At 34.8% G+C, this 21,637-nt stretch carries 23 protein-coding genes, 4 tRNA genes, 1 rRNA gene and 1 pseudogene; 18 read left to right on the top strand and 11 right to left on the bottom strand.

Annotation, left to right across the window (positions count from 1 at the left end):
- Positions 1 to 221 precede the first annotated feature (221 nt).
- The 3 genes from SIB45_RS04525 to SIB45_RS04515 all read right to left on the bottom strand — a co-directional run bounded on the left by SIB45_RS04525 (position 222) and on the right by SIB45_RS04515 (position 1,990).
- A tRNA-Ala gene (locus tag SIB45_RS04525) sits at positions 222 to 294 on the bottom strand.
- Positions 295 to 306: 12 nt separating this feature from the next.
- Positions 307 to 380, bottom strand: a tRNA-Ile gene (locus tag SIB45_RS04520).
- A gap of 125 nt (positions 381 to 505) precedes the next feature.
- Positions 506 to 1,990, bottom strand: a 16S ribosomal RNA gene (locus SIB45_RS04515).
- Positions 1,991 to 2,591: 601 nt separating this feature from the next.
- On the opposite strand from SIB45_RS04515, the gene SIB45_RS04510 reads away from it, so the two are divergent.
- A complete protein-coding gene (locus SIB45_RS04510) occupies positions 2,592 to 4,031 on the top strand; it encodes a glycoside hydrolase 100 family protein (protein ID WP_011862361.1) in 1,440 nt (479 codons plus the stop codon).
- Between the two features lie 2 nt (positions 4,032 to 4,033).
- Here the strand turns inward: SIB45_RS04510 and petD are convergent, their stop codons facing one another.
- A complete protein-coding gene (petD, locus tag SIB45_RS04505; protein ID WP_002808353.1) occupies positions 4,034 to 4,516 on the bottom strand; it encodes a cytochrome b6-f complex subunit IV in 483 nt (160 codons plus the stop codon).
- A 32-nt stretch (positions 4,517 to 4,548) separates the two neighbouring features.
- Positions 4,549 to 5,205 (bottom strand): cytochrome b6, encoded by a 657-nt coding sequence (gene petB, locus SIB45_RS04500; protein ID WP_011817812.1) that lies wholly within the window; start codon positions 5,203 to 5,205, stop codon positions 4,549 to 4,551.
- A 70-nt stretch (positions 5,206 to 5,275) separates the two neighbouring features.
- Here petB and ctpZ point away from each other — a divergent pair, with 70 nt between their 5' ends.
- The 6 genes from ctpZ to SIB45_RS04470 all read left to right on the top strand — a co-directional run bounded on the left by ctpZ (position 5,276) and on the right by SIB45_RS04470 (position 9,929).
- Complete coding sequence (ctpZ, locus tag SIB45_RS04495) at positions 5,276 to 6,562, top strand: carboxyl-terminal processing protease CtpZ (RefSeq protein WP_011862360.1); 1,287 nt, start codon at positions 5,276 to 5,278, stop codon at positions 6,560 to 6,562.
- A 36-nt stretch (positions 6,563 to 6,598) separates the two neighbouring features.
- Positions 6,599 to 7,855 carry an HD domain-containing protein gene (locus tag SIB45_RS04490; RefSeq protein WP_011862359.1) on the top strand — a complete coding sequence of 419 codons (1,257 nt, stop codon included), beginning with the start codon at positions 6,599 to 6,601 and terminating at the stop codon, positions 7,853 to 7,855.
- Between the two features lie 10 nt (positions 7,856 to 7,865).
- The gene (locus SIB45_RS04485; protein WP_011862358.1) at positions 7,866 to 8,528 is read left to right on the top strand and encodes a septum site-determining protein MinC; all 663 of its coding nucleotides are present in this window, start codon (positions 7,866 to 7,868) and stop codon (positions 8,526 to 8,528) included.
- Positions 8,529 to 8,639: 111 nt separating this feature from the next.
- A complete protein-coding gene (gene minD / locus SIB45_RS04480) occupies positions 8,640 to 9,455 on the top strand; it encodes a septum site-determining protein MinD (RefSeq protein WP_011862357.1) in 816 nt (271 codons plus the stop codon).
- 1 nt (position 9,456) lies between these two features.
- Positions 9,457 to 9,792: a cell division topological specificity factor MinE gene (gene minE / locus SIB45_RS04475; protein ID WP_011862356.1), complete on the top strand. Its 336-nt coding sequence runs from the start codon at positions 9,457 to 9,459 to the stop codon at positions 9,790 to 9,792.
- Positions 9,793 to 9,857: 65 nt separating this feature from the next.
- Positions 9,858 to 9,929, top strand: a tRNA-Thr gene (locus SIB45_RS04470).
- 178 nt (positions 9,930 to 10,107) lie between these two features.
- Here the strand turns inward: SIB45_RS04470 and SIB45_RS04465 are convergent.
- From SIB45_RS04465 to SIB45_RS04450, 4 genes are all read right to left on the bottom strand, one after another.
- Positions 10,108 to 10,689 carry an L-threonylcarbamoyladenylate synthase gene (locus SIB45_RS04465; RefSeq protein WP_011862354.1) on the bottom strand — a complete coding sequence of 194 codons (582 nt, stop codon included), beginning with the start codon at positions 10,687 to 10,689 and terminating at the stop codon, positions 10,108 to 10,110.
- Positions 10,690 to 10,712: 23 nt separating this feature from the next.
- Positions 10,713 to 11,582 carry a peptide chain release factor N(5)-glutamine methyltransferase gene (gene prmC / locus SIB45_RS04460; RefSeq protein WP_011862353.1) on the bottom strand — a complete coding sequence of 290 codons (870 nt, stop codon included), beginning with the start codon at positions 11,580 to 11,582 and terminating at the stop codon, positions 10,713 to 10,715.
- Between the two features lie 11 nt (positions 11,583 to 11,593).
- Positions 11,594 to 11,746, bottom strand: coding sequence for a photosystem II reaction center protein PsbM (psbM, locus tag SIB45_RS04455; RefSeq protein ID WP_011817804.1), 153 nt, complete (start codon positions 11,744 to 11,746; stop codon positions 11,594 to 11,596).
- A 104-nt stretch (positions 11,747 to 11,850) separates the two neighbouring features.
- Positions 11,851 to 12,213, bottom strand: a complete 363-nt coding sequence (locus SIB45_RS04450; RefSeq protein ID WP_011862352.1) for a 2Fe-2S iron-sulfur cluster-binding protein — start codon at positions 12,211 to 12,213, stop codon at positions 11,851 to 11,853.
- A 222-nt stretch (positions 12,214 to 12,435) separates the two neighbouring features.
- Here SIB45_RS04450 and psbB point away from each other — a divergent pair, with 222 nt between their 5' ends.
- From psbB to SIB45_RS04415, 7 genes are all read left to right on the top strand, one after another.
- On the top strand, positions 12,436 to 13,959 hold the full coding sequence (psbB, locus tag SIB45_RS04445) for a photosystem II chlorophyll-binding protein CP47 (protein WP_011862351.1): 1,524 nt from the start codon (positions 12,436 to 12,438) through the stop codon (positions 13,957 to 13,959).
- Positions 13,960 to 13,982: 23 nt separating this feature from the next.
- Positions 13,983 to 14,081, top strand: coding sequence for a photosystem II reaction center protein T (locus SIB45_RS04440; protein WP_011131951.1), 99 nt, complete (start codon positions 13,983 to 13,985; stop codon positions 14,079 to 14,081).
- A gap of 99 nt (positions 14,082 to 14,180) precedes the next feature.
- Positions 14,181 to 14,660: a transcriptional regulator NrdR gene (gene nrdR / locus SIB45_RS04435; protein WP_011862350.1), complete on the top strand. Its 480-nt coding sequence runs from the start codon at positions 14,181 to 14,183 to the stop codon at positions 14,658 to 14,660.
- A 108-nt stretch (positions 14,661 to 14,768) separates the two neighbouring features.
- On the top strand, positions 14,769 to 15,860 hold the full coding sequence (locus SIB45_RS04430; protein WP_011862349.1) for a 30S ribosomal protein S1: 1,092 nt from the start codon (positions 14,769 to 14,771) through the stop codon (positions 15,858 to 15,860).
- A 134-nt stretch (positions 15,861 to 15,994) separates the two neighbouring features.
- Positions 15,995 to 17,236, top strand: coding sequence for a methionine adenosyltransferase (gene metK, locus SIB45_RS04425; RefSeq protein ID WP_413682146.1), 1,242 nt, complete (start codon positions 15,995 to 15,997; stop codon positions 17,234 to 17,236).
- Positions 17,237 to 17,248: 12 nt separating this feature from the next.
- Positions 17,249 to 18,478 (top strand): FGGY-family carbohydrate kinase, encoded by a 1,230-nt coding sequence (locus SIB45_RS04420; protein WP_011862347.1) that lies wholly within the window; start codon positions 17,249 to 17,251, stop codon positions 18,476 to 18,478.
- 91 nt (positions 18,479 to 18,569) lie between these two features.
- Positions 18,570 to 18,642 (top strand) — tRNA-Phe (locus tag SIB45_RS04415).
- A gap of 87 nt (positions 18,643 to 18,729) precedes the next feature.
- Here SIB45_RS04415 and SIB45_RS04410 read toward each other — a convergent pair.
- The gene (locus SIB45_RS04410; protein WP_011862346.1) at positions 18,730 to 19,149 is read right to left on the bottom strand and encodes a hypothetical protein; all 420 of its coding nucleotides are present in this window, start codon (positions 19,147 to 19,149) and stop codon (positions 18,730 to 18,732) included.
- A gap of 144 nt (positions 19,150 to 19,293) precedes the next feature.
- Here SIB45_RS04410 and SIB45_RS04405 point away from each other — a divergent pair, with 144 nt between their 5' ends.
- From SIB45_RS04405 to SIB45_RS04395, 3 genes are all read left to right on the top strand, one after another.
- Positions 19,294 to 19,929: a TVP38/TMEM64 family protein gene (locus SIB45_RS04405; protein WP_011862345.1), complete on the top strand. Its 636-nt coding sequence runs from the start codon at positions 19,294 to 19,296 to the stop codon at positions 19,927 to 19,929.
- A gap of 116 nt (positions 19,930 to 20,045) precedes the next feature.
- Positions 20,046 to 20,225 carry a hypothetical protein gene (locus tag SIB45_RS04400; protein WP_011862344.1) on the top strand — a complete coding sequence of 60 codons (180 nt, stop codon included), beginning with the start codon at positions 20,046 to 20,048 and terminating at the stop codon, positions 20,223 to 20,225.
- The gene (locus SIB45_RS04395; RefSeq protein WP_011862343.1) at positions 20,200 to 20,748 is read left to right on the top strand and encodes a phycobiliprotein lyase; all 549 of its coding nucleotides are present in this window, start codon (positions 20,200 to 20,202) and stop codon (positions 20,746 to 20,748) included. Before SIB45_RS04400 ends, SIB45_RS04395 begins: the two co-directional genes overlap by 26 nt.
- Here the strand turns inward: SIB45_RS04395 and SIB45_RS04390 are convergent.
- Positions 20,732 to 21,243: pseudogene (locus tag SIB45_RS04390) on the bottom strand (R-phycoerythrin subunit beta). The gene SIB45_RS04395 and the pseudogene SIB45_RS04390 overlap by 17 nt on opposite strands.
- Positions 21,244 to 21,423: 180 nt before the next feature.
- Here SIB45_RS04390 and SIB45_RS04385 point away from each other — a divergent pair.
- On the top strand, positions 21,424 to 21,630 hold the full coding sequence (locus SIB45_RS04385) for a hypothetical protein (RefSeq protein WP_011862341.1): 207 nt from the start codon (positions 21,424 to 21,426) through the stop codon (positions 21,628 to 21,630).
- The last annotated feature ends 7 nt before the right edge of the window (positions 21,631 to 21,637 follow it).

The following is a 21,637-nucleotide window of genomic DNA, read 5'->3' as shown; positions in this document are numbered from 1 at the left end:
TGTTATTTAATGCATTCGCACAAATAATAAATCTGCATCATTAAAGATGCTTATTGTCTTTAAAAATAATCTATGCAGTTGTCAAGGTTCTCTGAAAACAATGAAATTAATTCAATGAGTCCAGCATCTTAATGATTTCATTAGGAAGCTAGATTCTTTCAGAATTTGATCACAACTCAAAACATTTCCTTTCTACCGGTTATGGAAGAGGTGGTAATCAGTGGAGGTAAGCGGACTCGAACCGCTGACATCCTGCTTGCAAAGCAGGCGCTCTACCAACTGAGCTATACCCCCAACATAGAGATATGGGCCATCCTGGACTTGAACCAGGGACCTCACCCTTATCAGGGGTGCGCTCTAACCACCTGAGCTAATGGCCCAGGAAAAATAATGGGTGTGACCTAGAAAAACTTAGGAAATGAAATTCTTAATAAATTAAAAACGTGAGATACCGATCGACCTAAGGTGACAAAATAATAATATTAAACATTTTGTTGTCTCCCTGTTAGGAGGTGATCCAGCCGCACCTTCCGGTACGGCTACCTTGTTACGACTTCACCCCAGTCATTAGCCCCACCTTCGGCGTCCTCCTCCACAAGGGTTGGAGTAACGACTTCGGGCATGGCCAACTTCCATGGTGTGACGGGCGGTGTGTACAAGGCCCGGGAACGTATTCACCGCAGTATGCTGACCTGCGATTACTAGCGATTCCTACTTCACGTAGGCGAGTTGCAGCCTACGATCTGAACTGAGCCACGGTTTATGGGATTTGCTAGCTCTCGCGAGTTTGCTGCCCTTTGTCCGTAGCATTGTAGTACGTGTGTAGCCCAGGGTGTAAGGGGCATGATGACTTGACGTCATCCACACCTTCCTCCGGTTTATCACCGGCGGTCTTTCTAGAGTGCCCAACTAAATGCTGGCAACTAAAAACGTGGGTTGCGCTCGTTGCGGGACTTAACCCAACATCTCACGACACGAGCTGACGACAGCCATGCACCACCTGTCACTGCATTCCCGAAGGCACCCTCAAATTTCTAAGAGGTTCGCAGGATGTCAAACCCTGGTAAGGTTCTTCGCGTTGCATCGAATTAAACCACATACTCCACCGCTTGTGCGGGCCCCCGTCAATTCCTTTGAGTTTCACACTTGCGTGCGTACTCCCCAGGCGGAACACTTAACGCGTTAGCTACGACACCGAAGGGGTCGATTCCCCCGACACCTAGTGTTCATCGTTTACGGCCAGGACTACAGGGGTATCTAATCCCTTTCGCTCCCCTGGCTTTCGTCCATGAGCGTCAGTAATGGCCCAGCAGAGCGCCTTCGCCACTGGTGTTCTTCCCGATATCTACGCATTTCACCGCTACACCGGGAATTCCCTCTGCCCCTACCATACTCAAGCCTTTCAGTTTCCACTGCCATGATGGAGTTAAGCTCCACGCTTTAACAGCAGACTTGAAAAGCCGCCTGCGGACGCTTTACGCCCAATAATTCCGGGTAACGCTTGCCACTCCCGTATTACCGCGGCTGCTGGCACGGAATTAGCCGTGGCTTATTCCTCAAGTACCGTCATATCTTCTTCCTTGAGAAAAGAGGTTTACAGCCCAGAGGCCTTCGTCCCTCACGCGGCGTTGCTCCGTCAGGCTTTCGCCCATTGCGGAAAATTCCCCACTGCTGCCTCCCGTAGGAGTCTGGGCCGTGTCTCAGTCCCAGTGTGGCTGATCATCCTCTCAGACCAGCTACTGATCGAAGCCTTGGTGAGCCATTACCTCACCAACTAGCTAATCAGACGCGAGCTCATCCTCAGGCGAAATTCATTTCACCAGTAGGCATATGGGGTATTAGCGGTCGTTTCCAACCGTTATCCCCCTCCTGAGGGCAGATTCTCACGCGTTACTCACCCGTCCGCCACTAACCCGAAGGTTCGTTCGACTTGCATGTGTTAAGCACGCCGCCAGCGTTCATCCTGAGCCAGGATCAAACTCTCCGTTGTGTTCAAATCCTTTTGTAGATAAATCTACTCAAATTGAATTGCTTTATCCAAATAAAAACTTCTTTTTTATATTCAGATTCAGCCTCCTTAAATTCTAAGGATTACATTGAGTGCACATTAAAAATATTTCTAAAGTGACTTTCCAAGATCTCAGATCCGTTTGCATCAAAGCCAAAAGTTAGCAATTGATGACATTTAAATATATTCTTGACGGGACCTCACACCTTTATTGCATATACATCTTGAGACAACTAAAACAAATTTAGTTATCTTTGACGCAATAAAAGCATCAGTTCCTAAGTTTTTAAATTTTCTAGGTGCAGAGTTAAACAACAAGTGTATAACTCATTTAGAAGGATAAACCCTTCTTCTGGCTGAAAATAATGATCGAAATCAAATTTTCAAAAAACTCACTCATTTACCAAAAATCAGATTTAAGGTAGTTGCTTGAATAATGCAAAAACAATATTTTTGCCCAGAAGAAAATACTAAACCATCCCACTGTAATTGTGCAACCTTTTATACAAAAATTTTTTATTAATTTTTTATTTGTTCAAAGTCTCCTTAAACAACTAGGCTTAAATAAAGGGATATAAATGAAATGGCAGAGAGATTTAGTCAAAAAAATTTAAGAGTAAGACCAAGTTCTGATGAGGAGAAAATTGTAACAAATGCAAAAAAACACTTCGAAAAGACTTTAGTTGAAATATCAGGTGAGTTAGTGGGAAGTGTTGCTGCACTGGAACACCCAACAAAAAATAAAAAGTTAAATTATGGAGAAATATTTTTAAGAGATAATGTTCCTGTAATGATTTATCTCATTACACAAAAGCGTTATGAAATTGTCAAAAAATTCCTCAGTTTATGTCTAGAGTTACAAAGCACTAATTATCAAACACGTGGTGTATTTCCTACTAGTTTCGTTGAAGAAAATGGAAAGCTCATTGGAGACTATGGTCAAAGGTCAATCGGGAGGATTACTTCAGCAGATGCAAGTTTATGGTGGCCCATTTTATGTTGGTATTATGTCAATAAAAGCGGCGATTATGCCTTCGGAAAAAGTCAAAGTGTTCAAAGAGGTATTCAACTTCTACTAGATCTAGTTCTACATCCAACATTTGAGGGTACTCCAGTACTTTTTGTTCCAGATTGCGCATTTATGATCGATAGACCTATGGATGTATGGGGGGCACCTTTAGAAGTTGAAGTTTTACTTCATGGATGTTTAAAAAGTTGCATAAACCTTATGGAATTAAGTAGAGCAGATCATGTCAGTAGACTTTTAGACCAAAGACTAATTCTCACAAATCAATGGGTTAAAGATTTAGGAGGTTTTCTTTTAAAGCATTATTGGGTTACCAGCCAAACAATGCAAATTTTAAGAAGAAGGCCAACTGAGCAGTATGGAGATGATCAACACTTCAATGAATTTAACGTTCAACCTCAAGTAGTTCCATCATGGCTACAAGATTGGTTAGAGAATAGAGGTGGCTACTTAATAGGAAATATTAGGACAGGAAGACCTGACTTTCGATTTTACAGTTTAGGTAATTCTCTAGCATGTATGTTCGGAGTACTGCCTCCCGAGGAACAAAGAGCTTTATTTAGATTAGTTTTGCATAACAGACAGCATTTGATGGCTCAAATGCCCATGAGAATTTGTCATCCTCATATGGATGTTGAAGAATGGCAAAATAAAACCGGATCGGATCCAAAGAATTGGCCTTGGAGTTACCATAATGGTGGTCATTGGCCAAGTTTACTTTGGTTTTTTGGTGCAGCCGTTCTATTGCATCAAAAAAATTACGGTTCTGATGATGTGATTCTCATGGAAGAGATGAAATCTTTAATAGAAGAATCCTACTGGTGTCAACTTAATCAATTGCCTAAGCAAGAATGGGCAGAATATTTTGATGGGCCTACAGGAACTTGGGTTGGACAACAATCAAGAACTTATCAAACCTGGACAATAGTTGGATTTTTATTAATGAATCATTTTTTAAGGAATGATTATAACGATCTGGATATGTTTAAGATTTAAGCCTAAAATAATCCTAGTGTCAGTGATTTATCAATTGGCAAACATGCTCCAATACCAAGGTATATAGTTAAAAAAGTTCCGAACAAGAAAACGGACATTGCTATTGGTCTTCTGAATGGATTAGAAAATTTATTAACGTTTTCGATAAAGGGTAAAATCATCAATCCAAGTGGGATTAAGGTTTGCAGTGCAATACCCAAAAGTTTGTTAGGGACTACCCTTAGTATTTGGAAAACTGGGTAAAGATACCATTCGGGGAGTATTTCTAAAGGGGTGGCGAATGGGTTTGCTTTATCTCCTAGCATTGCAGGGTCAAGAACTGCTAATCCCACTACACAAGCAATCGTACCTAGAATAACAACTGGAAAAATATATAGTAAATCGTTTGGCCAAGCTGGCTCACCATAATAATTATGACCCATACCTTTCGCTAATTTTGCTCTTAATTTTGGATCAGATAAATCTGGTTTTTTTAACGTAGACATAAGTAAGCCTGTAATGTTTTAAGTATAAAAGTTTATAAGGGACCTGAAATACCCTGTTTACGAATCATTAAAAAATGCATCAACATGAAAACAGCTAATGACCATGGCAATACAAAAGTGTGAAGACTGTAAAATCTGGTTAAAGTGGATTGGCCAACACTTTCTCCTCCCCTAAGAAGTTCAACCATAAAGTCGCCAATAACTGGTATTGCAGCGGGAACACCTGAAACAATCTTAACTGCCCAATAACCTACCTGATCCCAAGGAAGAGAGTAACCTGTAACTCCAAAAGCGACAGTTATGACTGCCATTACAACTCCTGTAACCCAAGTTAATTCTCTTGGCCTTTTAAAACCCCCAGTAAGATAAACCCTAAAGACATGAAGGATTAACATCAAAACCATCATTGATGCACTCCATCTATGTACAGATCTTATTAACCATCCAAAACTTACATCTGTCATTAAATAACTTACTGAACTATAAGCTTGTGTAACTGTTGGCTTATAGTAAAAAGTCATTGCAAAACCTGTTGCAAATTGAATTAAGAAGCATACTAAAGTTATGCCTCCTAAACAATAAAAAATATTTACGTGAGGGGGTACGTACTTGGAAGTTACGTCGTCAGTTATGTCCTGGATTTCAAGCCTTTCTTGAAACCAATCATAAACAGATGAAGAATTAGCCATCCAAAAAAAATTAGCTTTGATATAAAGAGCTTACTTAAAATTCTTATACTTGGTGTTAACACTTAACCCAATGAATGCATCTTTTAACAAACTTTTAACATTCAAAACTTTCATCACTGCATTAATGATCATCGTTTTTTCTATCAATCTCTTATTGGTTGAAAGAGTGAATGCTCTCAGTGACAGCAGGCAATTAGTACTTGATGCTTGGACCTTAGTAAACGAAGGGTTTTATGATCCAGAAAAGTTTGATGAAATCCAATGGAAAAGAATTAGACAAAAAACATTACAGAAACAAATTGAAACAAGTGAAGAGGCTTATTCCGCAATTGAAGACATGTTAAGACCTCTAGACGATCCCTACACCAGAGTTTTACGCCCAAAAGATTATGAGCTACTGAAATCAAGTAATTTTGGTAGTGAAATTAATGGGGTTGGGCTTCAATTAGGTGAAGATGATGACAATAGAGTTAAAGTAATCTCTACTCTTGGGGGTTCCCCAGCTGAAGAAGCTGGGATAATAAGCGGGGACTTGATAGAGACAGTTGACGGAATCTCATCAGAAAAATTAGGGCTTGCGGGCACTGCCTCTAGGTTAAGAGGTGAATCAGGGACAAAAGTTTTAGTTGAATTATCTTCTGAATCAGGAGAAATTAGGGAAGTTGATCTAGAGAGGAGGTCAGTAGATCTAAGACCAGTTAGAACAAAAAGATTAAGAGACGATTCTCACACAATAGGATATTTAAGGATAACTCAATTCAGCGAAAGCGTACCCAAAAAAGTTGAAGAGGCACTTCAAGAGTTGAAAGAGAAAGATGTTGAGGGCTTAATCTTGGATCTTAGAAATAATTCAGGGGGACTAGTAAGCTCTGGTATAGCAGTTGCAGACTCATTATTAAGTGAGAAACCTGTAGTCGAGACAAAAGATAGAAATGGAATTAAAGATGCAATTATTTCTCAAAAAGAGACATATTTTGATGGACCAATGGTGACTTTAGTAAATAAAGGTACTGCAAGTGCCAGTGAAATACTTGCTGGTTCTTTACAAGATAATGAGAGATCTATTCTTATGGGAGAGCAAACTTATGGCAAAGGTTTAATTCAATCCCTAAAAAGTTTGGGAGAAGATAGTGGTATTGCAATAACAGTAGCCAGTTACTTAACCCCCAAAGGTAATAATATTCAAGGCCAGGGTATGACTCCTGACAAATTACTAGATCTCCCTGATGCAAATGATTATGGAAGTACTGATGATAAATGGGTGAAAAATGCAGAATTATTTTTGGGGTCGCTTCTAGAAAAAGAAGAAGTTTCAGTTCAAACTATTGAATTAAATAATGAAGAAATTAAATCTTGAAATGGATAAAGATTAAAAATAAAAAATCTTAAAAATATGAGTATTAAAAGAGTTTTTCATGACCCAATTCATAAAGAAATAGTATTTGATGCAGGAAAGCCAGAAGAATTAATGATTATGGAATTAATTGATACAGTGGCTTTTCAAAGACTTAGAAGAATAAAACAACTAGGAGCTGCATCATTACTTTTTCATGGTGCAGAATCGAGTAGATTTACTCACTCAATTGGTGTTTTTTGTATAGCTAGAAAAATTTATGAGAGACTAATTGAAAGTAAATCTTCATTTTGTGAAAATAAATTTGTGCTTTATGGAGCAGCTCTATTACATGATTTAGGTCATGGACCTTTAAGCCATACCAGTGAAACAATATTCAAACATAATCACGAACAATGGTCTGAAAACTTAGTTACAAAATATAATCCAATAAATTCAATCCTCAAAAAGTATGACAACGAATTACCGAGAAAAATTGGTGAATTATTTCAATCAAAGCAATTATTCTCAAAACCTTTAAAAACATTGATAAGTAGTGAGATAGATTGCGATCGTCTCGATTATCTTTTACGCGATAGTTACAACACAGGTATTAATTATGGGTTAGTAGATTTAGAAAGAATTATTTCAGCTCTTACCTTTTCACCTGATGGAAATATCGGAATCAAACCAAAAGGAGTGATCGCTATTGAGCATTTCCTTGTACTAAGAAACTTAATGTATAGAACAATTTATAATCACAGGATAAACGAAATATCAACATGGATTCTGGAAAAAATATTACACACAGTAAAAGATAATGATGAAAAGAAAATTTGGTTAGATGATTATTTACATAAATGGATTTTTTCACCTTCAAAGGTTGATTTTGATGATTTCATAAGAAATGATGATGTAACCTTTTATTATCATTTGATTAGATGGAAAGATGAATCTTTTGAGCCACTTTCTACACTATGCAAAATGTTTATTGACAGAGATTTATTAAAGGCATCAGACATAAGTTTTTTATGTAAAATGGATAGATTAAAAATCCTTGCATTTGCTACAAAATTATGCGATAAGAATGGTTTTGATTCAAAAATATTTTGCGGAATTAAAGAAAGGTCTTTTAAAGGCTTTGAATCTAATAATGCATTAAAAATATGGGACGGCACTTATCAAAGTGCATTAGAGAATAGTTCGGCATTAATAAAAACTTTAATGAGATCTGAGGAAAGCTCTTTAATTATTTATCCAGGTATGATCAAAAATGAAATTGAAAATGAAATTTCATTAATGAAAAACAACTCCTAGATTTAATTCCATGGAAATTGTCTTAAAAAATAGGAGCAGTAAATATTTAAAAATTTTTTCTTTATTAGATTTAGATAATATCCATGAAACTTTCAAAAGTTTTTCTTCCATCAAGGAACCTTTAGAAGTAAATATTTTCGCAGTCAATGAATCAATAAGTGCTCAACAACTATCTAAATTAAAAAATCATTTTGACAAAATTAACATTAGTTCCCTAAATATTTACTCAAATAATAGAGATACAATATTAAGTGGAAAGTCTTTAAAAATAGATTCAACTTTTTGTAAAGAGCAAGAGATTCAAAATAAGTTAATTTTATTTAAGTTAAAAAACAAAGACGAAATTCTTCACGAAGGAACAGTTCGATCGGGTGAAAGAATATCTTCAAATGGAAACCTATGCATAATTGGAGACGTTAATCCAGGAGCAATAGTTTCCGCCAAAAAAAACATTTACGTTTGGGGTAAACTACTAGGGGTCGCATTCGCGGGGAAAAGTGGAAATAAAAGTGCCTCTATTTCATCACTTTATTTAAATCCCTTACAATTAAGAATTGCAGATGTAATAGCTATTGGACCAAAGGATAAGCCCAATAATTTTTACCCAGAAATTGCAGTCATAGAAAAACAAACCATATTGATCAAACCACTTATAATCAAAACTAAAAATTAATCAATGATTTGCAATAAATTAATTTAAAAGTTATAAATTTAAGAATTACTTAATCTTTAAAATATTTAACTTTCTGCAAGTGGCCTTATTATTTGTAAAATCCTAAAAACCGTGGGGAAAAATACTCGCACAATATTAATCTGTTCAGGTAAAGGAGGGGTTGGTAAAACCACTTTAACTGCAAATCTAGGCATAGCTCTTGCTAATAGCGGAGCCACAACCGCTGTATTAGATGCTGATTTTGGCTTGAGAAATTTAGATCTTCTTCTTGGATTAGAAAATCGCATCATTTATACAGCTCAAGATGTTCTTGACAAGAATTGTCGTCTTGACCAAGCGCTGGTTAGACATAAAAAGGAACCTAATCTTGCTCTTCTACCCGCTGGAGATCCAAGGATGTTGGATTGGATGAAGCCCGAAGATATGAAGAAAATTAGTGAACTGCTTAGTGAGAAATTTGATTTTGTCTTAGTAGATTGTCCTGCTGGCGTCGAAGATGGCTTTAAAAACGCTCTTGCAGCTTGCAAAGAAGCCATTGTGGTTACTAACCCAGAATTATCTGCAGTACGCGACGCCGATAGAGTAATAGGAATTCTCAATACTTCTGATATTAAGCCTATTCAGCTTGTAATAAACAGAGTTCGTCCCAACATGATGGCTAGCCAAGAGATGCTATCTATCGATGATGTCCAGGGAATACTTTCTTTACCTTTGTTAGGTATTGTTCTAGAAGATGAGCAAGTAATTATAAGTACAAATAGAGGAGAACCACTGACACTTACAGATGGTAGATCTCCTGCAAAAAAATGTTATTTGAATGTTTCTCAAAGACTGACAGGAAAGGATGTACCAATTATTGACCCAAAAAATGAAGGTAAAAGTCTAAAAGATAAATTCATGAGATTAATGCAAACAAAGGTTTTTTAAAATGATGACACTCAGAGATCTTATAAACAAATTATTAGGCAGAGAAACGGCTAGCGCCAACACAGCAAGAGAACGATTACAACTTGTACTTGCTCACGACAGAGTTGATATGAGTTCTTTAACAACTGATCTTTTGGATAAAATGAGAAAAGAAATTCTCGATGTTGTCGCTAAATATGTTGAGATTGATTTTGAAGAGGTGGCAGTAAGTTTAGAAACTGAAGACAGAATGACTGCACTAGTAGCAAATTTACCAATCAAAAGAACTATTGACGGAGAAATAAAGTTTAAAAAAACTGATAAAACTGATAAAGCTAATAAAGATATCAAAAAGTAATAAATTTAAAAAAAGCTAAAAAAATACTGATAATTGACCCTCCCTAATTGTAAGATGAAGAGATCGCCGGCTTAGCTCAGTGGTAGAGCAGCGCTTTTGTAAAGCGAAGGTCATCAGTTCAAATCTGTTAGCCGGCATTTTATTAATTTAATTCTGTTCAATATTCTTTGCTGAAAATAAAAAAATCAAACCTATCAGAGCAATTATAGGCAACAATCTTATTTCGAGAAAATACTCTAAAAAAGATCCAAGTGGTTCAAATATCCAATAAGTTAAAAATTGAATTAATAAAACAAAAAATAATAATACAAACATTTAATGTAATTCCTTAACTAATACTTCTCCCTCTCTAATTAGTCTCCAATTTCCACTTTTCTTCCAAAATATAATTGTACTAGCTTTTCCACTACTTTTTTCCCAGGGGATAGGGCCATAAATTTTTACAGAAGGGAAGTCTAGAGCAATACCTTCAGCTGTAATTGATCCTTTAAAACCTGAAATATTTGCACTTGAAGTTAACAATGGTCCTGTTTCTCTCAAAAGAGACTTTGCTATACAAGAATTTGGGATTCTCAACCCAATAGTAAGATCATTGCTGGTGAGGTTTACAGTCTGTTTTTCTGAAGCAGGGACAACAATTGTAAGAGCCCCAGGCCAATATTTTGAAGCTATATTTTCGTAATCTTTTTTAGCTGATTCGTGAACATAATCAATTAAATGTTTATATTCTGATCCCATAAGAATTAAGGGTTTGTTTCTATCTCTTTTTTTAAACTTATAAATAATATTTGAAAATTTTGGTAAACAACCAATTGCGGGTAAAGTATCTGTTGGAAAAATTATAGGCAAACCACTATTAAGCGTCTTCAAGGCAGATTTGCAGTCTACTAAATTCATTTAGATTATGAACCCTTATTAATTTATTTATATCTTCCAATGGTAAACCTACCAATACCTGATAGATCTTTCACAATTTCTATTGATGTAAATTTATTTTTAATAAGTAGTTGTTTCACTTTTTCACTTTGATCAAAATGATTCTCTAAAATTAGCCAACCATTATCTTTTAAGAACAATGGTGCTTTTTGTATTATTTCCCTGAAATGTTCTAAACCATCTTCGCCGCCTAATAAAGCAACTTTAGGTTCGAAATTTTTAACTTCTTTGGGTAATTTTTCATAAGTATCTCTAGGAATATATGGCGGGTTTGAAATAGCGAGGTCTATTTTTCCTTTAAAACATTCAAGAGGTGACCACCAATTTCCACAATAAAATTTCAAATTTGATTGTTTAGAAGAATTTATAAAATTTTTAGTGGCTATTTCTAATGCATCTTGATCTATGTCCGTTGCTACTACCTCGCTTAGTGGATATGCCAATGCCAAAGCAATACTAATGGCACCTGAACCAGTTCCTAATTCAGCAAAAAATAATTTTTCCGATTTCTTTTGAAATATATTGAAGACGATATCAACTATTAGCTCTGTTTCCGCTCTAGGAATGAGTACTTTGTTTGTAACTTTCAACTTTAAGTCTCTCCAAAAAGTTATTCCACAGAGATATTGAATTGGACATGATTTTAATAAATGATCATCCCAAACAGATTCTAAAAATTCTAAATTTTTTTTTAAATGTAAATTTCCACTAGGATTTATAGTTATCAAGTTTAGATCACTAATCGGTACACCGCCTATACAATCAAGTAAAACAGCAAAGGATTGTTGATCACCTCCTTTAGAAAGTTGCTTTTTTTTCCAAAATAAAAATTCTTTTACAGAAATGCAAAGCATTTATAAAAGCATTAGCGTTTTGGTCCAAGTCTACCTTTACTAGAGTCAGAGTAAAAGCTTGATTTTTCTCCATCTTGTGTAGAAATAAATAAACCTATTAGGAATATTGTTGGCACCCCTACAAATAAAAGACTAGCTACGAATCCAAAATTAGTTGTTTCCATTTAGTTGGTAGTTCTATATTGAGTAATAAGACTATAGACGTATAACTCGGTATAAAGTGGAAAAATAAACAAATTTCATAAACTGATTAACAGTCTTAAACAATTTAGCGAGGTAATTTTTTATTTTCACTAATTTTTTTTAATTCTTCCAAATTTGAGGGGGGGGATTGTGGTTTTGTTAAGATTACTGTGGATGATTTTATTAATGTTTGGCAAGCAAGGCGCCAATTTTCTGGTCTGTTTTTGAGTTTTTCTTCTTCAACAGATGTAAGAGGGCTCAAAGAATTTTTATTTCCACCTTCAACAGAAATAAAACAAGTACTGCATTGTCCAGCACCTCCACAATTACCTAAAATACCTTTTAATCCATAAAGCTGTAAATTCTCTCTCATAACAAGTTCCCTTAAATTTTCACCCGGATTGCATTGGACCTCTAAATCCTCACGAATAAATCTGATAGTTGCCATTTTTTTAGTTATTTTTCTTATTTTGGCGTTTTACTTTGAGAATTGTGACCAAAATATTAACAGTTTTTAGCCAAAAATTCCTTATAAACTTAGTTCTGCTAATTGATTTGCCCAATTTTTGCAAGAAAATAAATTTATTTACAAAAATCCCTCAAAGACTAAAAAACCCTTACTATCGTGATGTTTAGCTGTTTATACAGCATAGTTACTAGAAATTAACCGATGGGATTGCCTTGGTATCGAGTTCACACAGTAGTTATTAATGACCCAGGTCGACTACTTGCTGTGCATCTTATGCATACTGCATTATTAGCCGGCTGGGCCGGTTCAATGGCTCTTTACGAATTAGCCATTTTTGATCCTTCTGATGCTGTTCTCAATCCAATGTGGAGACAGGGGATGTACGTTATGCCTTTTATGGCAAGACTAGGTATCACAAGTAGTTGGAACGGATGGGATATTACCGGTGCTACTGGAGTTGATCCTGGATTCTGGAGTTTCGAAGGGGTTGCCGCAGCTCACATAGTATTTAGTGGTCTATTAATGTTGGCCTCTATTTGGCACTGGACATACTGGGACTTAGATTTGTGGGAAGATTCAAGAACTGGTGAACCTGCTCTTGACTTGCCAAGAATTTTCGGGATTCACCTCCTTCTAGCAGGACTAACCTGTTTTGGTTTTGGAGCTTTTCATTGTGCAAACGTTGGGATTTGGGTTTCTGACCCTTATGGCTTAACTGGTCACGTAGAACCTGTGGCTCCATCCTGGGGAGTAGAAGGATTTAATCCTTTTAATCCTGGAGGTATAGTGGCGAACCATATTGCAGCAGGACTTATGGGTATTATTGGAGGTATTTTTCATATCACCAATAGACCTGGAGAAAGACTTTATAGAGCACTAAAACTTGGAAGTCTCGAGGGAGTTCTAGCTAGTGCTTTGGCTGCTGTATTATTTGTTTCTTTCGTTGTTTCCGGAACAATGTGGTACGGTTCAGCAACAACTCCGGTAGAGCTTTTTGGTCCTACCAGATATCAATGGGATTCAGGCTATTTCAAAACTGAAATCAATAGAAGAGTGCAAGCTGCTATAGATGATGGTGCCACTAAATCAGAGGCATATGCATCGATTCCAGAAAAATTAGCCTTCTACGATTACGTTGGAAATAGTCCAGCTAAAGGAGGACTATTTAGAGTTGGAGCTCTTGTTAATGGTGATGGATTACCAACTGGTTGGCAAGGTCACATTGCTTTTCAAGATAAGGAAGGTAACGAATTAGAAGTTAGAAGAATTCCTAATTTCTTTGAAAACTTCCCTGTCATTCTTGAAGACAAAGAAGGTAATGTAAGAGCAGATATCCCATTTAGAAGAGCTGAAGCAAAGTATTCATTCGAACAGACTGGTATAACTGCAACTATCTATGGAGGAGACCTAGATGGACAAACATTTACAGACCCTGCAGTAGTTAAAAGGTTAGCTAGAAAAGCTCAACTTGGAGAAGCATTCAAGTTTGACAGAGAAACATATAAATCTGATGGCGTATTCCGAAGTTCTCCAAGAGCCTGGTTTACATATGCACATTTATGTTTCGGATTGCTATTCTTATTTGGTCACTGGTGGCATGCTTCAAGAACTCTTTACAGAAATTCCTTTGCTGGTATTGATGCTGAGATTGGAGACCAAGTTGAATTTGGTTTATTCAAGAAACTTGGTGACGAAACCACAAGAAGAATCCCAGGAAGGGTTTAAACTAAACTTAATTACTTAATCTTATGGAAGCTTTTGCTTACGTTCTTATTCTAACTCTCGCAGTTGTTACCTTGTTCTTTGCTGTCGCCTTTAGAGACCCACCTAAATTCGATAGAAAATGAACTCTGAAAAAAAACCTCTTGTTAAAGAGGTTTTTTTTTACTTTTCATAATTAAGATATTACTCTACTATTAGAGTTAAAGTGCAGCTTATTTCACCACATGCAGTGTCCTACCTGTCAAAACACAGATAGCAGAGTTTTGGAATCAAGATCTGCTGATAGTGGTAAAAGTGTTCGAAGAAGAAGAGAGTGCTTAAACTGCAGCTTTAGATTTACAACTTATGAAAGAGTTGAATCGATGCCAGTTTCGGTTTTAAAGAAAGATGGTAGTAGAGAATTATTTGATAAACAAAAATTATTTACTGGAATCTCAAGAGCTTGCGAAAAGACTAACTTCAGTAGTGAAGCGATTATTAATTTCGTAGATGGAATTGAATCTCAAATCGTTCAAGACACTAACAAAGATATTAAATCTTCACAAATAGGAGAACTTATACTTAAAAATCTTAGGAAAGAGAATGAAGTCGCCTATATAAGGTATGCTTCAGTATACCGAAAATTTAATGGGGTAAAAGATTTTATTTCTACTCTTGAATCTTTAAAAGGAAGTTCAAAAAACCAATTAGCTTCAATTTCATAAAATTCAGCATCTTAAAGTGTAGAATACATATCACAAATGCTTATGCTATTGGTTTGCAGGCTAGTAGCATTCCTTTCTAACTACCTTAGGTAGTCTGCGATACAACAAATGAACGAAAATTCTTCTCAAACCATTAAAGAACTTTCTGAGAATCAAGAAATTAAAAATTCGTCTGAGTTAGATAATGATGCAGCCTCTCAAAATGAGGAGGATTTATCATTCGAAAAGAGCGATATACCTTCAGCAGATTCTTCCTCTAGCAGAACAAATACTGACTTTGACAATGCAGGATTTACACAAGAAGAATTTGCATCACTTTTGGGTAAGTATGACTATAACTTTAAGCCTGGCGATCTAGTTAAAGGCACCGTTTTTGCTCTAGAACCCAAAGGGGCCATGATAGATATAGGGGCAAAAACAGCTGCTTTTATGCCTGTTCAGGAGGTTTCAATAAATAGAGTTGAAGGACTTAATGATGTTTTGCAGCCTTCTGAAAGTAGAGAATTTTTCATAATGAGCGAAGAAAATGAAGATGGCCAATTAGCTCTCTCCATTAGAAGAATTGAATATCAAAGAGCATGGGAAAGGGTTAGACAACTCCAAAAAGAAGATGCCACTATCTATTCTGAAGTTTTTGCAACAAACAGAGGCGGGGCACTTGTTAGGGTAGAAGGTTTGAGAGGTTTTATCCCAGGCTCACATATAAGTGCTCGAAAAATCAAAGATGACTTAGAAGGTGAATATTTACCTTTAAAGTTTCTTGAAGTTGATGAAGAGAGAAATAGATTAGTACTAAGTCATAGAAGAGCTTTGGTTGAGAAAAAGATGAACCGACTTGAGGTAGGAGAAGTTGTTGTTGGTAATGTAAAAGGTATTAAACCTTATGGAGCTTTCATTGATATTGGTGGAGTTAGTGGTCTATTGCACATTTCTGAGATTAGTCATGAACATATTGAGACTCCTCATAATGTTTTAAATGTGAATGACCAAATGAAAGTTATGATAATTGACCTTGATTCAGAAAGAGGACGTATTTCATTATCTACTAAAGCACTTGAGCCTGAACCAGGAGATATGCTAACTGACCCTCAAAAAGTTTTTAGTAAAGCTGAAGAAATGGCTGCGAAATACAAACAAATGTTATTTGAACAAACTGACGATATTGAAGAGATTCCCACAGCGTCAAATGAAGCAGAATAAATTCACTTATTTCTTTTGTTCACAAATATCGGAACTAAAGTCTCATTATTTTATACAATTTTCTAATTTACAATAATTGATTTGTTACGATAGTTTAATTTAAGATGAAATCTAATTTTTAAAATTAATTGCAAATGAGTGATTTCATTTTCACTTCTGAATCCGTAACTGAAGGTCATCCTGACAAAATATGTGATCAAATTAGTGACGCAGTTTTAGATGCTTTATTGACAGAAGATCCAGAAAGCAGAGTTGCATGCGAAACTGTCGTTAACACTGGTCTTTGTCTACTTACTGGAGAAATAACTTCAAAAGCAAAAGTCGATTACATAAAACTTGTTAGAAATGTAATTAAAGAAATTGGATATGAAGGCTATAGAGCGGGTGGTTTTGATGCAAATAGTTGTGCTGTTTTAGTAGCACTTGACGAGCAATCACCAGATATTTCACAAGGCGTAAACGACGCAGATGATATTAACGATGATTTGGAAGATAATACCGGAGCTGGTGACCAAGGCATAATGTTTGGCTATGCGTGCGATGAGACGCCTGAATTAATGCCCTTACCTATTAGCCTAGCTCATAGATTAGCTATTCAACTTGCCAAAGTAAGGCATGAAGAAGTCCTTAATTATCTACTCCCTGATGGGAAAACTCAAGTAAGCATTAATTATGAAAAAGGGTTACCAGTCTCTATTAATACGATTTTAATTTCAACTCAACATAATTCTGAGATTGATGGCGTAACAAATGAAGAAGAAATTCGTCAAAGAATAAAAGAAGATTTATGGAAGAATGTTGTAATTCCTGCTACTGAAGATTTAGAAATTAAACCAAATATTAGTAAAACAAGATTTCTAGTAAACCCCACGGGAAAATTTGTCGTAGGCGGGCCTCAAGGAGATGCTGGGCTGACTGGCAGAAAAATTATTGTAGATACTTATGGCGGATATGCAAGACACGGAGGAGGGGCATTTTCTGGTAAAGACCCCACAAAAGTAGATAGATCAGCCGCTTATGCAGCACGTTATGTAGCTAAAAGTATAGTTAAGGCAAAATTAGCAAAAAAAGCAGAAGTACAATTAAGTTATGCAATTGGAGTAGCAAAACCAATTTCCATTCTCGTAGAAACTTTTGATACTGGTGTTATTTCACAAAATAATTTGACTGAGCTAATTAAAGAGCACTTTGATTTAAGACCTGCAGCAATAATAAAAGAATTTAATTTAAGAAATCTACCAAAAAAAATGGGAGGAAAATTTTTTAGAAAGACTGCATCCTATGGGCATTTTGGCAGAAGAGATCTTGAGCTACCTTGGGAAAATGTAGAAGAAAAAGCAGCCAAATTAGCAGAGGCTTCCAAAATCTTTTTATAAATATTTTTTTCTATGCCTGATAATTTTTATGGAGGGTTAGATTTTGGAACGAGTGGTGCAAGAATATCAATAATTAATCGTCATAAGAAATTAGTATATTCAAATTCAGTTCCTTATTCATACAGCTTTGAAAATCCAGATTCTTGGATAAATTCTTGTGAAAATCTCTTAATTAGTTTACCTATTGAGATAAAAATTAACCTTAATAAATTGGCTATTTCCGGCACCTCAGGAACTTTAATTGCATCCAATTTGCGAGGAGATCCGATAGGAGAAGCAATACCTTACTACCAAGCATGTATTGAACATAAGATCATTCTTGAATCCTTAACTTCTGGAGAAGATCACCTGCGAACTCCATACAGTAGTCTTGCTAAAGCATTAAAACTATTAGATAAATATGGGACAAATATACTTTTACGACATCAATCTGATTGGATCACTGGTTGGTTATTAAAAGATTGGACTCATGGAGAAGAAGGTAATAATCTAAAACTTGGTTGGGATCTAAAAAAAGAATCGTGGCCAAAGAGCTATCTCAATACTTCATGGCAAAAATGTCTACCTCAAATAATAAAAAGTGGAAAAATTATTGGACAAGTAAACTCTGATTTAGCAGAGAGATTTAATTTAAATAAAAAATTAATATTAACTTCAGGCACCACTGACTCTAATGCAGCTTTAATAGCCGCAGGGTTAGGTAAAGAAGATGGCCTCACAGTTTTAGGAACAACAATTGTGATAAAAAAAATTATTGATAACCCTATAAAAAAACAGGGCATTACAATCCATAGAGTTAACGATGATTGGATATGTGGAGGAGCATCAAATGCTGGATGCGGTGTCTTGTCTAAGTTCTTTTCTGATTTAGAAATAAAGGAACTTAGTCGACAAATTAATCCATCGAAAAATACTTCTTTAAATCTTTTACCTCTTAATAGTAAAGGAGATAGATTTCCTGTTAATAATGCTAATTTAGAGCCGATACTTGATCCAAGGCCAGTAAGCGACTCACTTTATTTACATGCATTATTCGAGGGGCTAGCCAAGATCGAACTGAAAGGATGGGAAAAACTAGGCGAACTAACAGGTTCACTTCCAAAAAAAATTATTACTATTGGAGGAGGTTCAAAAAACCCACAATGGAGGAAAATAAGAGAAAAAATTATAAATATACCAATAGTTTCATGTAATAAAACTACTTCATTTGGAACTGCCTTATTAGCGATCAATGCAAAATAATAGTTTTTGGGGATATTTGATGAAGATATAAAATTTTTAATGAAAAGGGTTTCACAAACTACACATCGTAATTTAAAGTATATAGGTTAGAGCCGGGATAGCTCAGTTGGTAGAGCAGGCGACTGAAAATCGCCGTGTCCCCAGTTCAAATCTGGGTCCTGGCACCTTTAAAAACATTTCTAAGAAGGGTTTTATGTTTTCTAGGTATGTAGAAACTTCATTTTTTATTTTATTTTTACAATTTGAAATTTTTAGTTTTCTACTCTGCAGACTTGACCTATAACACCCAAAATCAGTTTATCTCCATTTGGATCTTGCCAATCAGCCAAATCATTGAAATTACTATTCATTTCATCTATGGAGACATCAACATCTCTAAATGATTTTTCAAAACAATTTATATCCATTGTATAGAGTATATCCTTAGTAATTTCACTTTTTGTTTTGGGAATAAATTTACTCAATACTCTCACAGAACCATCCTCATTTCTTTTAATACTTCGTCTATCCCATAACTGTTCTCCATATTCACTTTTAGGAACTCCAACCCATTCATGAGGCAAAGCATTTGATTGTTTTATTGAGATACTCAAAGAAACGATTATCGAAAGAACTAAACCAAAGCTATTTCGAATAAATATTAAATTAACTTTATTCTTATAATTAATCATTAATACGTCTGAAATACAAAAAACTTTTATCGGAAGAAAATAAGATTAAAAATTTGTAAAAATTTTTATTGATTAGTATTTCTATTATAGATACAATCAAATATTAAATTAAGAGTTTACTCCCAATAAATTCACTAAAAAATAATGAATAAAATACAGAAATTTCTCTCAGTAGTTTTTTTTATTGCAATATTTGTTGTATTGATTTACTTAATCCAAAATTATGGGATTGAGCCCCTGAGGAACAAAATAGAAAGTATGGGAATTTGGGCTCCTTTTGGAATTTTCATACTCAGAGGAGTAAGTATTATTTTACCAGCTCTTCCAAGTTCAGCTTATTCTCTACTAGCAGGATCATTATTAGGATTTCAAAAAGGTTATATTACAATAGTCTTTTCTGATATCGTTTTTTGCCAAGCTGCTTTCTTTATTGCAAGAAATTATGGGCGAGTCCCTGTAAGGAATTTGGTAGGCACCAAAGCGATGAAAAAAATTGAAAGTTTTAATCAAAACCAACTTGAAGAAAATTTCTTTCTCATGACAGGTCTACTTATGACTGGCCTTTTTGATTTTCTAAGCTACGCAATTGGGATTGGAGGAACTCGCTGGAAAATATTTACTCCTGCATTATTAATAAGTCTTCTAATCAGTGACTCTATACTTGTCGCAGTAGGAGCTGGTGTTAGCCAGGGAGCAGGATTATTTCTAGGGATTGCTCTATTGGGAATGTTTGCTTTAGCGACTATTTCAGGTTTGGCAAAAAATAAAATGCCTAAATAACAAAACAGTTGATAATTCTGTAATCAAAGAAGAAAGATATGACATTTTCGCAAACAATAACTACATAAATAATGATTCATGCAAGAATAGAGATCGATTAATTTTAAAGTTATTAGATGACTCCATTTAGACCAACTTCATATGATCGCCCTGGAGAACAAATATCAACTACTCCTTCTGGATTAAAAGTAACTTCTGCAAAGAGATTAATGGTGGATTCAATGGTAAGAATGATACAAAAAGCAGAAAATCATTCCGTAGAAGATAAACTTGACGAAGAATCTAACACTAATTAATCAATTCATTGATAAAAGTATAGGAGAGTGGAAATCTATTAGAAGTACTCACACTTTAGCTTTTCAGGAATTTGAAAACTCAACTAGCAAAATATTTATAAAACATATCAACAAAAAAAATAAAAAAGTCGTTGAAATTTTTAAAAATTATAAATTTAGTTTAAGCCTAGATAGCATAGCCATTTCTATAAACTGGCAAGCTATTAGTGATTGGGACAATGATGATATCAGTGAGGGAGATGAAACTATTCTGATTTTTTTACCCAAAGATGAAAATTCAGGAATTGTTTTAAGAAATAAAGGTTATACAGAATCCTTTATTTCATCATCCAATTATTTTGTTGAACAAAATAATTTACACATTAAAACTATTTATAAATCGACAGTTTCCGAAGAAAGAATTTCCTTTTTATCCACTCATGTAAGATCCAGATTTTCTACTATTAGAAATCTAGAAAATAACTCAGTTATACAGACGTCCCATACTTCTGAGATAAGGAATTTAGCTAGTTTAAAAGATTAATTATCCTTTCAAATTGAAACTCTGTTTCAGATATTAATTTAGGAAGAAAGCCTTTGTTTCCGCGCATATTATTAACTGTTGAATTCAAATCAGAGATAGTTGCATCTCGCATTAATTCAAAAACCCTTCTTGCATTTCTTAAGGGTACCCAAGAGCAAGATAGGTATTTTTAAGATCCTTCAAACAACTTTTTTCTAAAACTGATTCGTCATTAGAAATTAAAAGATAAGCAACAATCCTTAGGATTATTTCTCCATCTCTTAAACAAACGGACATCTTGTTAGTTGTATTTAAAGATATTTTTGAATTAAGTGAATCTTGATTTTCGCAAATCATTGCTGTTACTGCGTCTGCTGCAATTGCATGTGAATTATTGGTTATTGATGTTATTGCATCTAATCTTGAGTTTGCAGTATTAATAAATTCTTTTATATTGCTTAAATCATTTAATTTCTTATCGACTGACAACAGTTGATGATTCTTTGAAACTGACATTCCTGTAGTAAAAATTTAAAGATCGATCTTAAGAATAATACAAAGCTAGTAAAAACAATACAATTTCAAACGTAACGCAACGCTTCTTAATTAATAACTTCATTCCAAAGTGATAGTTGAAATAATTCAAATAAAAATTTTTTTTCCGCTAATATAAAACTACATTTTTAATAAAAAGTTTTGGATCAACAGGATTTAAAATTATCAAAGAAACTTATTTCCTCATATAAAAAGAGATTGGAAAAAGAGATTTTTGAAAGAAGTATGAAATTAAAAATGCCTCAAAATAAATTCGAAGAAATAATTAATAACAATAATGAACTTATAAATTTAAAAAAAGCGTTAGAAGATCTAGAAACAGAATCTGAATCGCATAGTAAAGTCTGATTTTTGA

The sequence above is a fragment of the Prochlorococcus sp. MIT 1304 genome, assembly GCF_047305015.1.
Taxonomy (GTDB): Bacteria; Cyanobacteriota; Cyanobacteriia; order PCC-6307; family Cyanobiaceae; genus Prochlorococcus_A; species Prochlorococcus_A marinus_E.
Note: the sequence above shows the minus strand (reverse complement) of the source record. Positions and strands in the feature narration are given on the sequence as shown.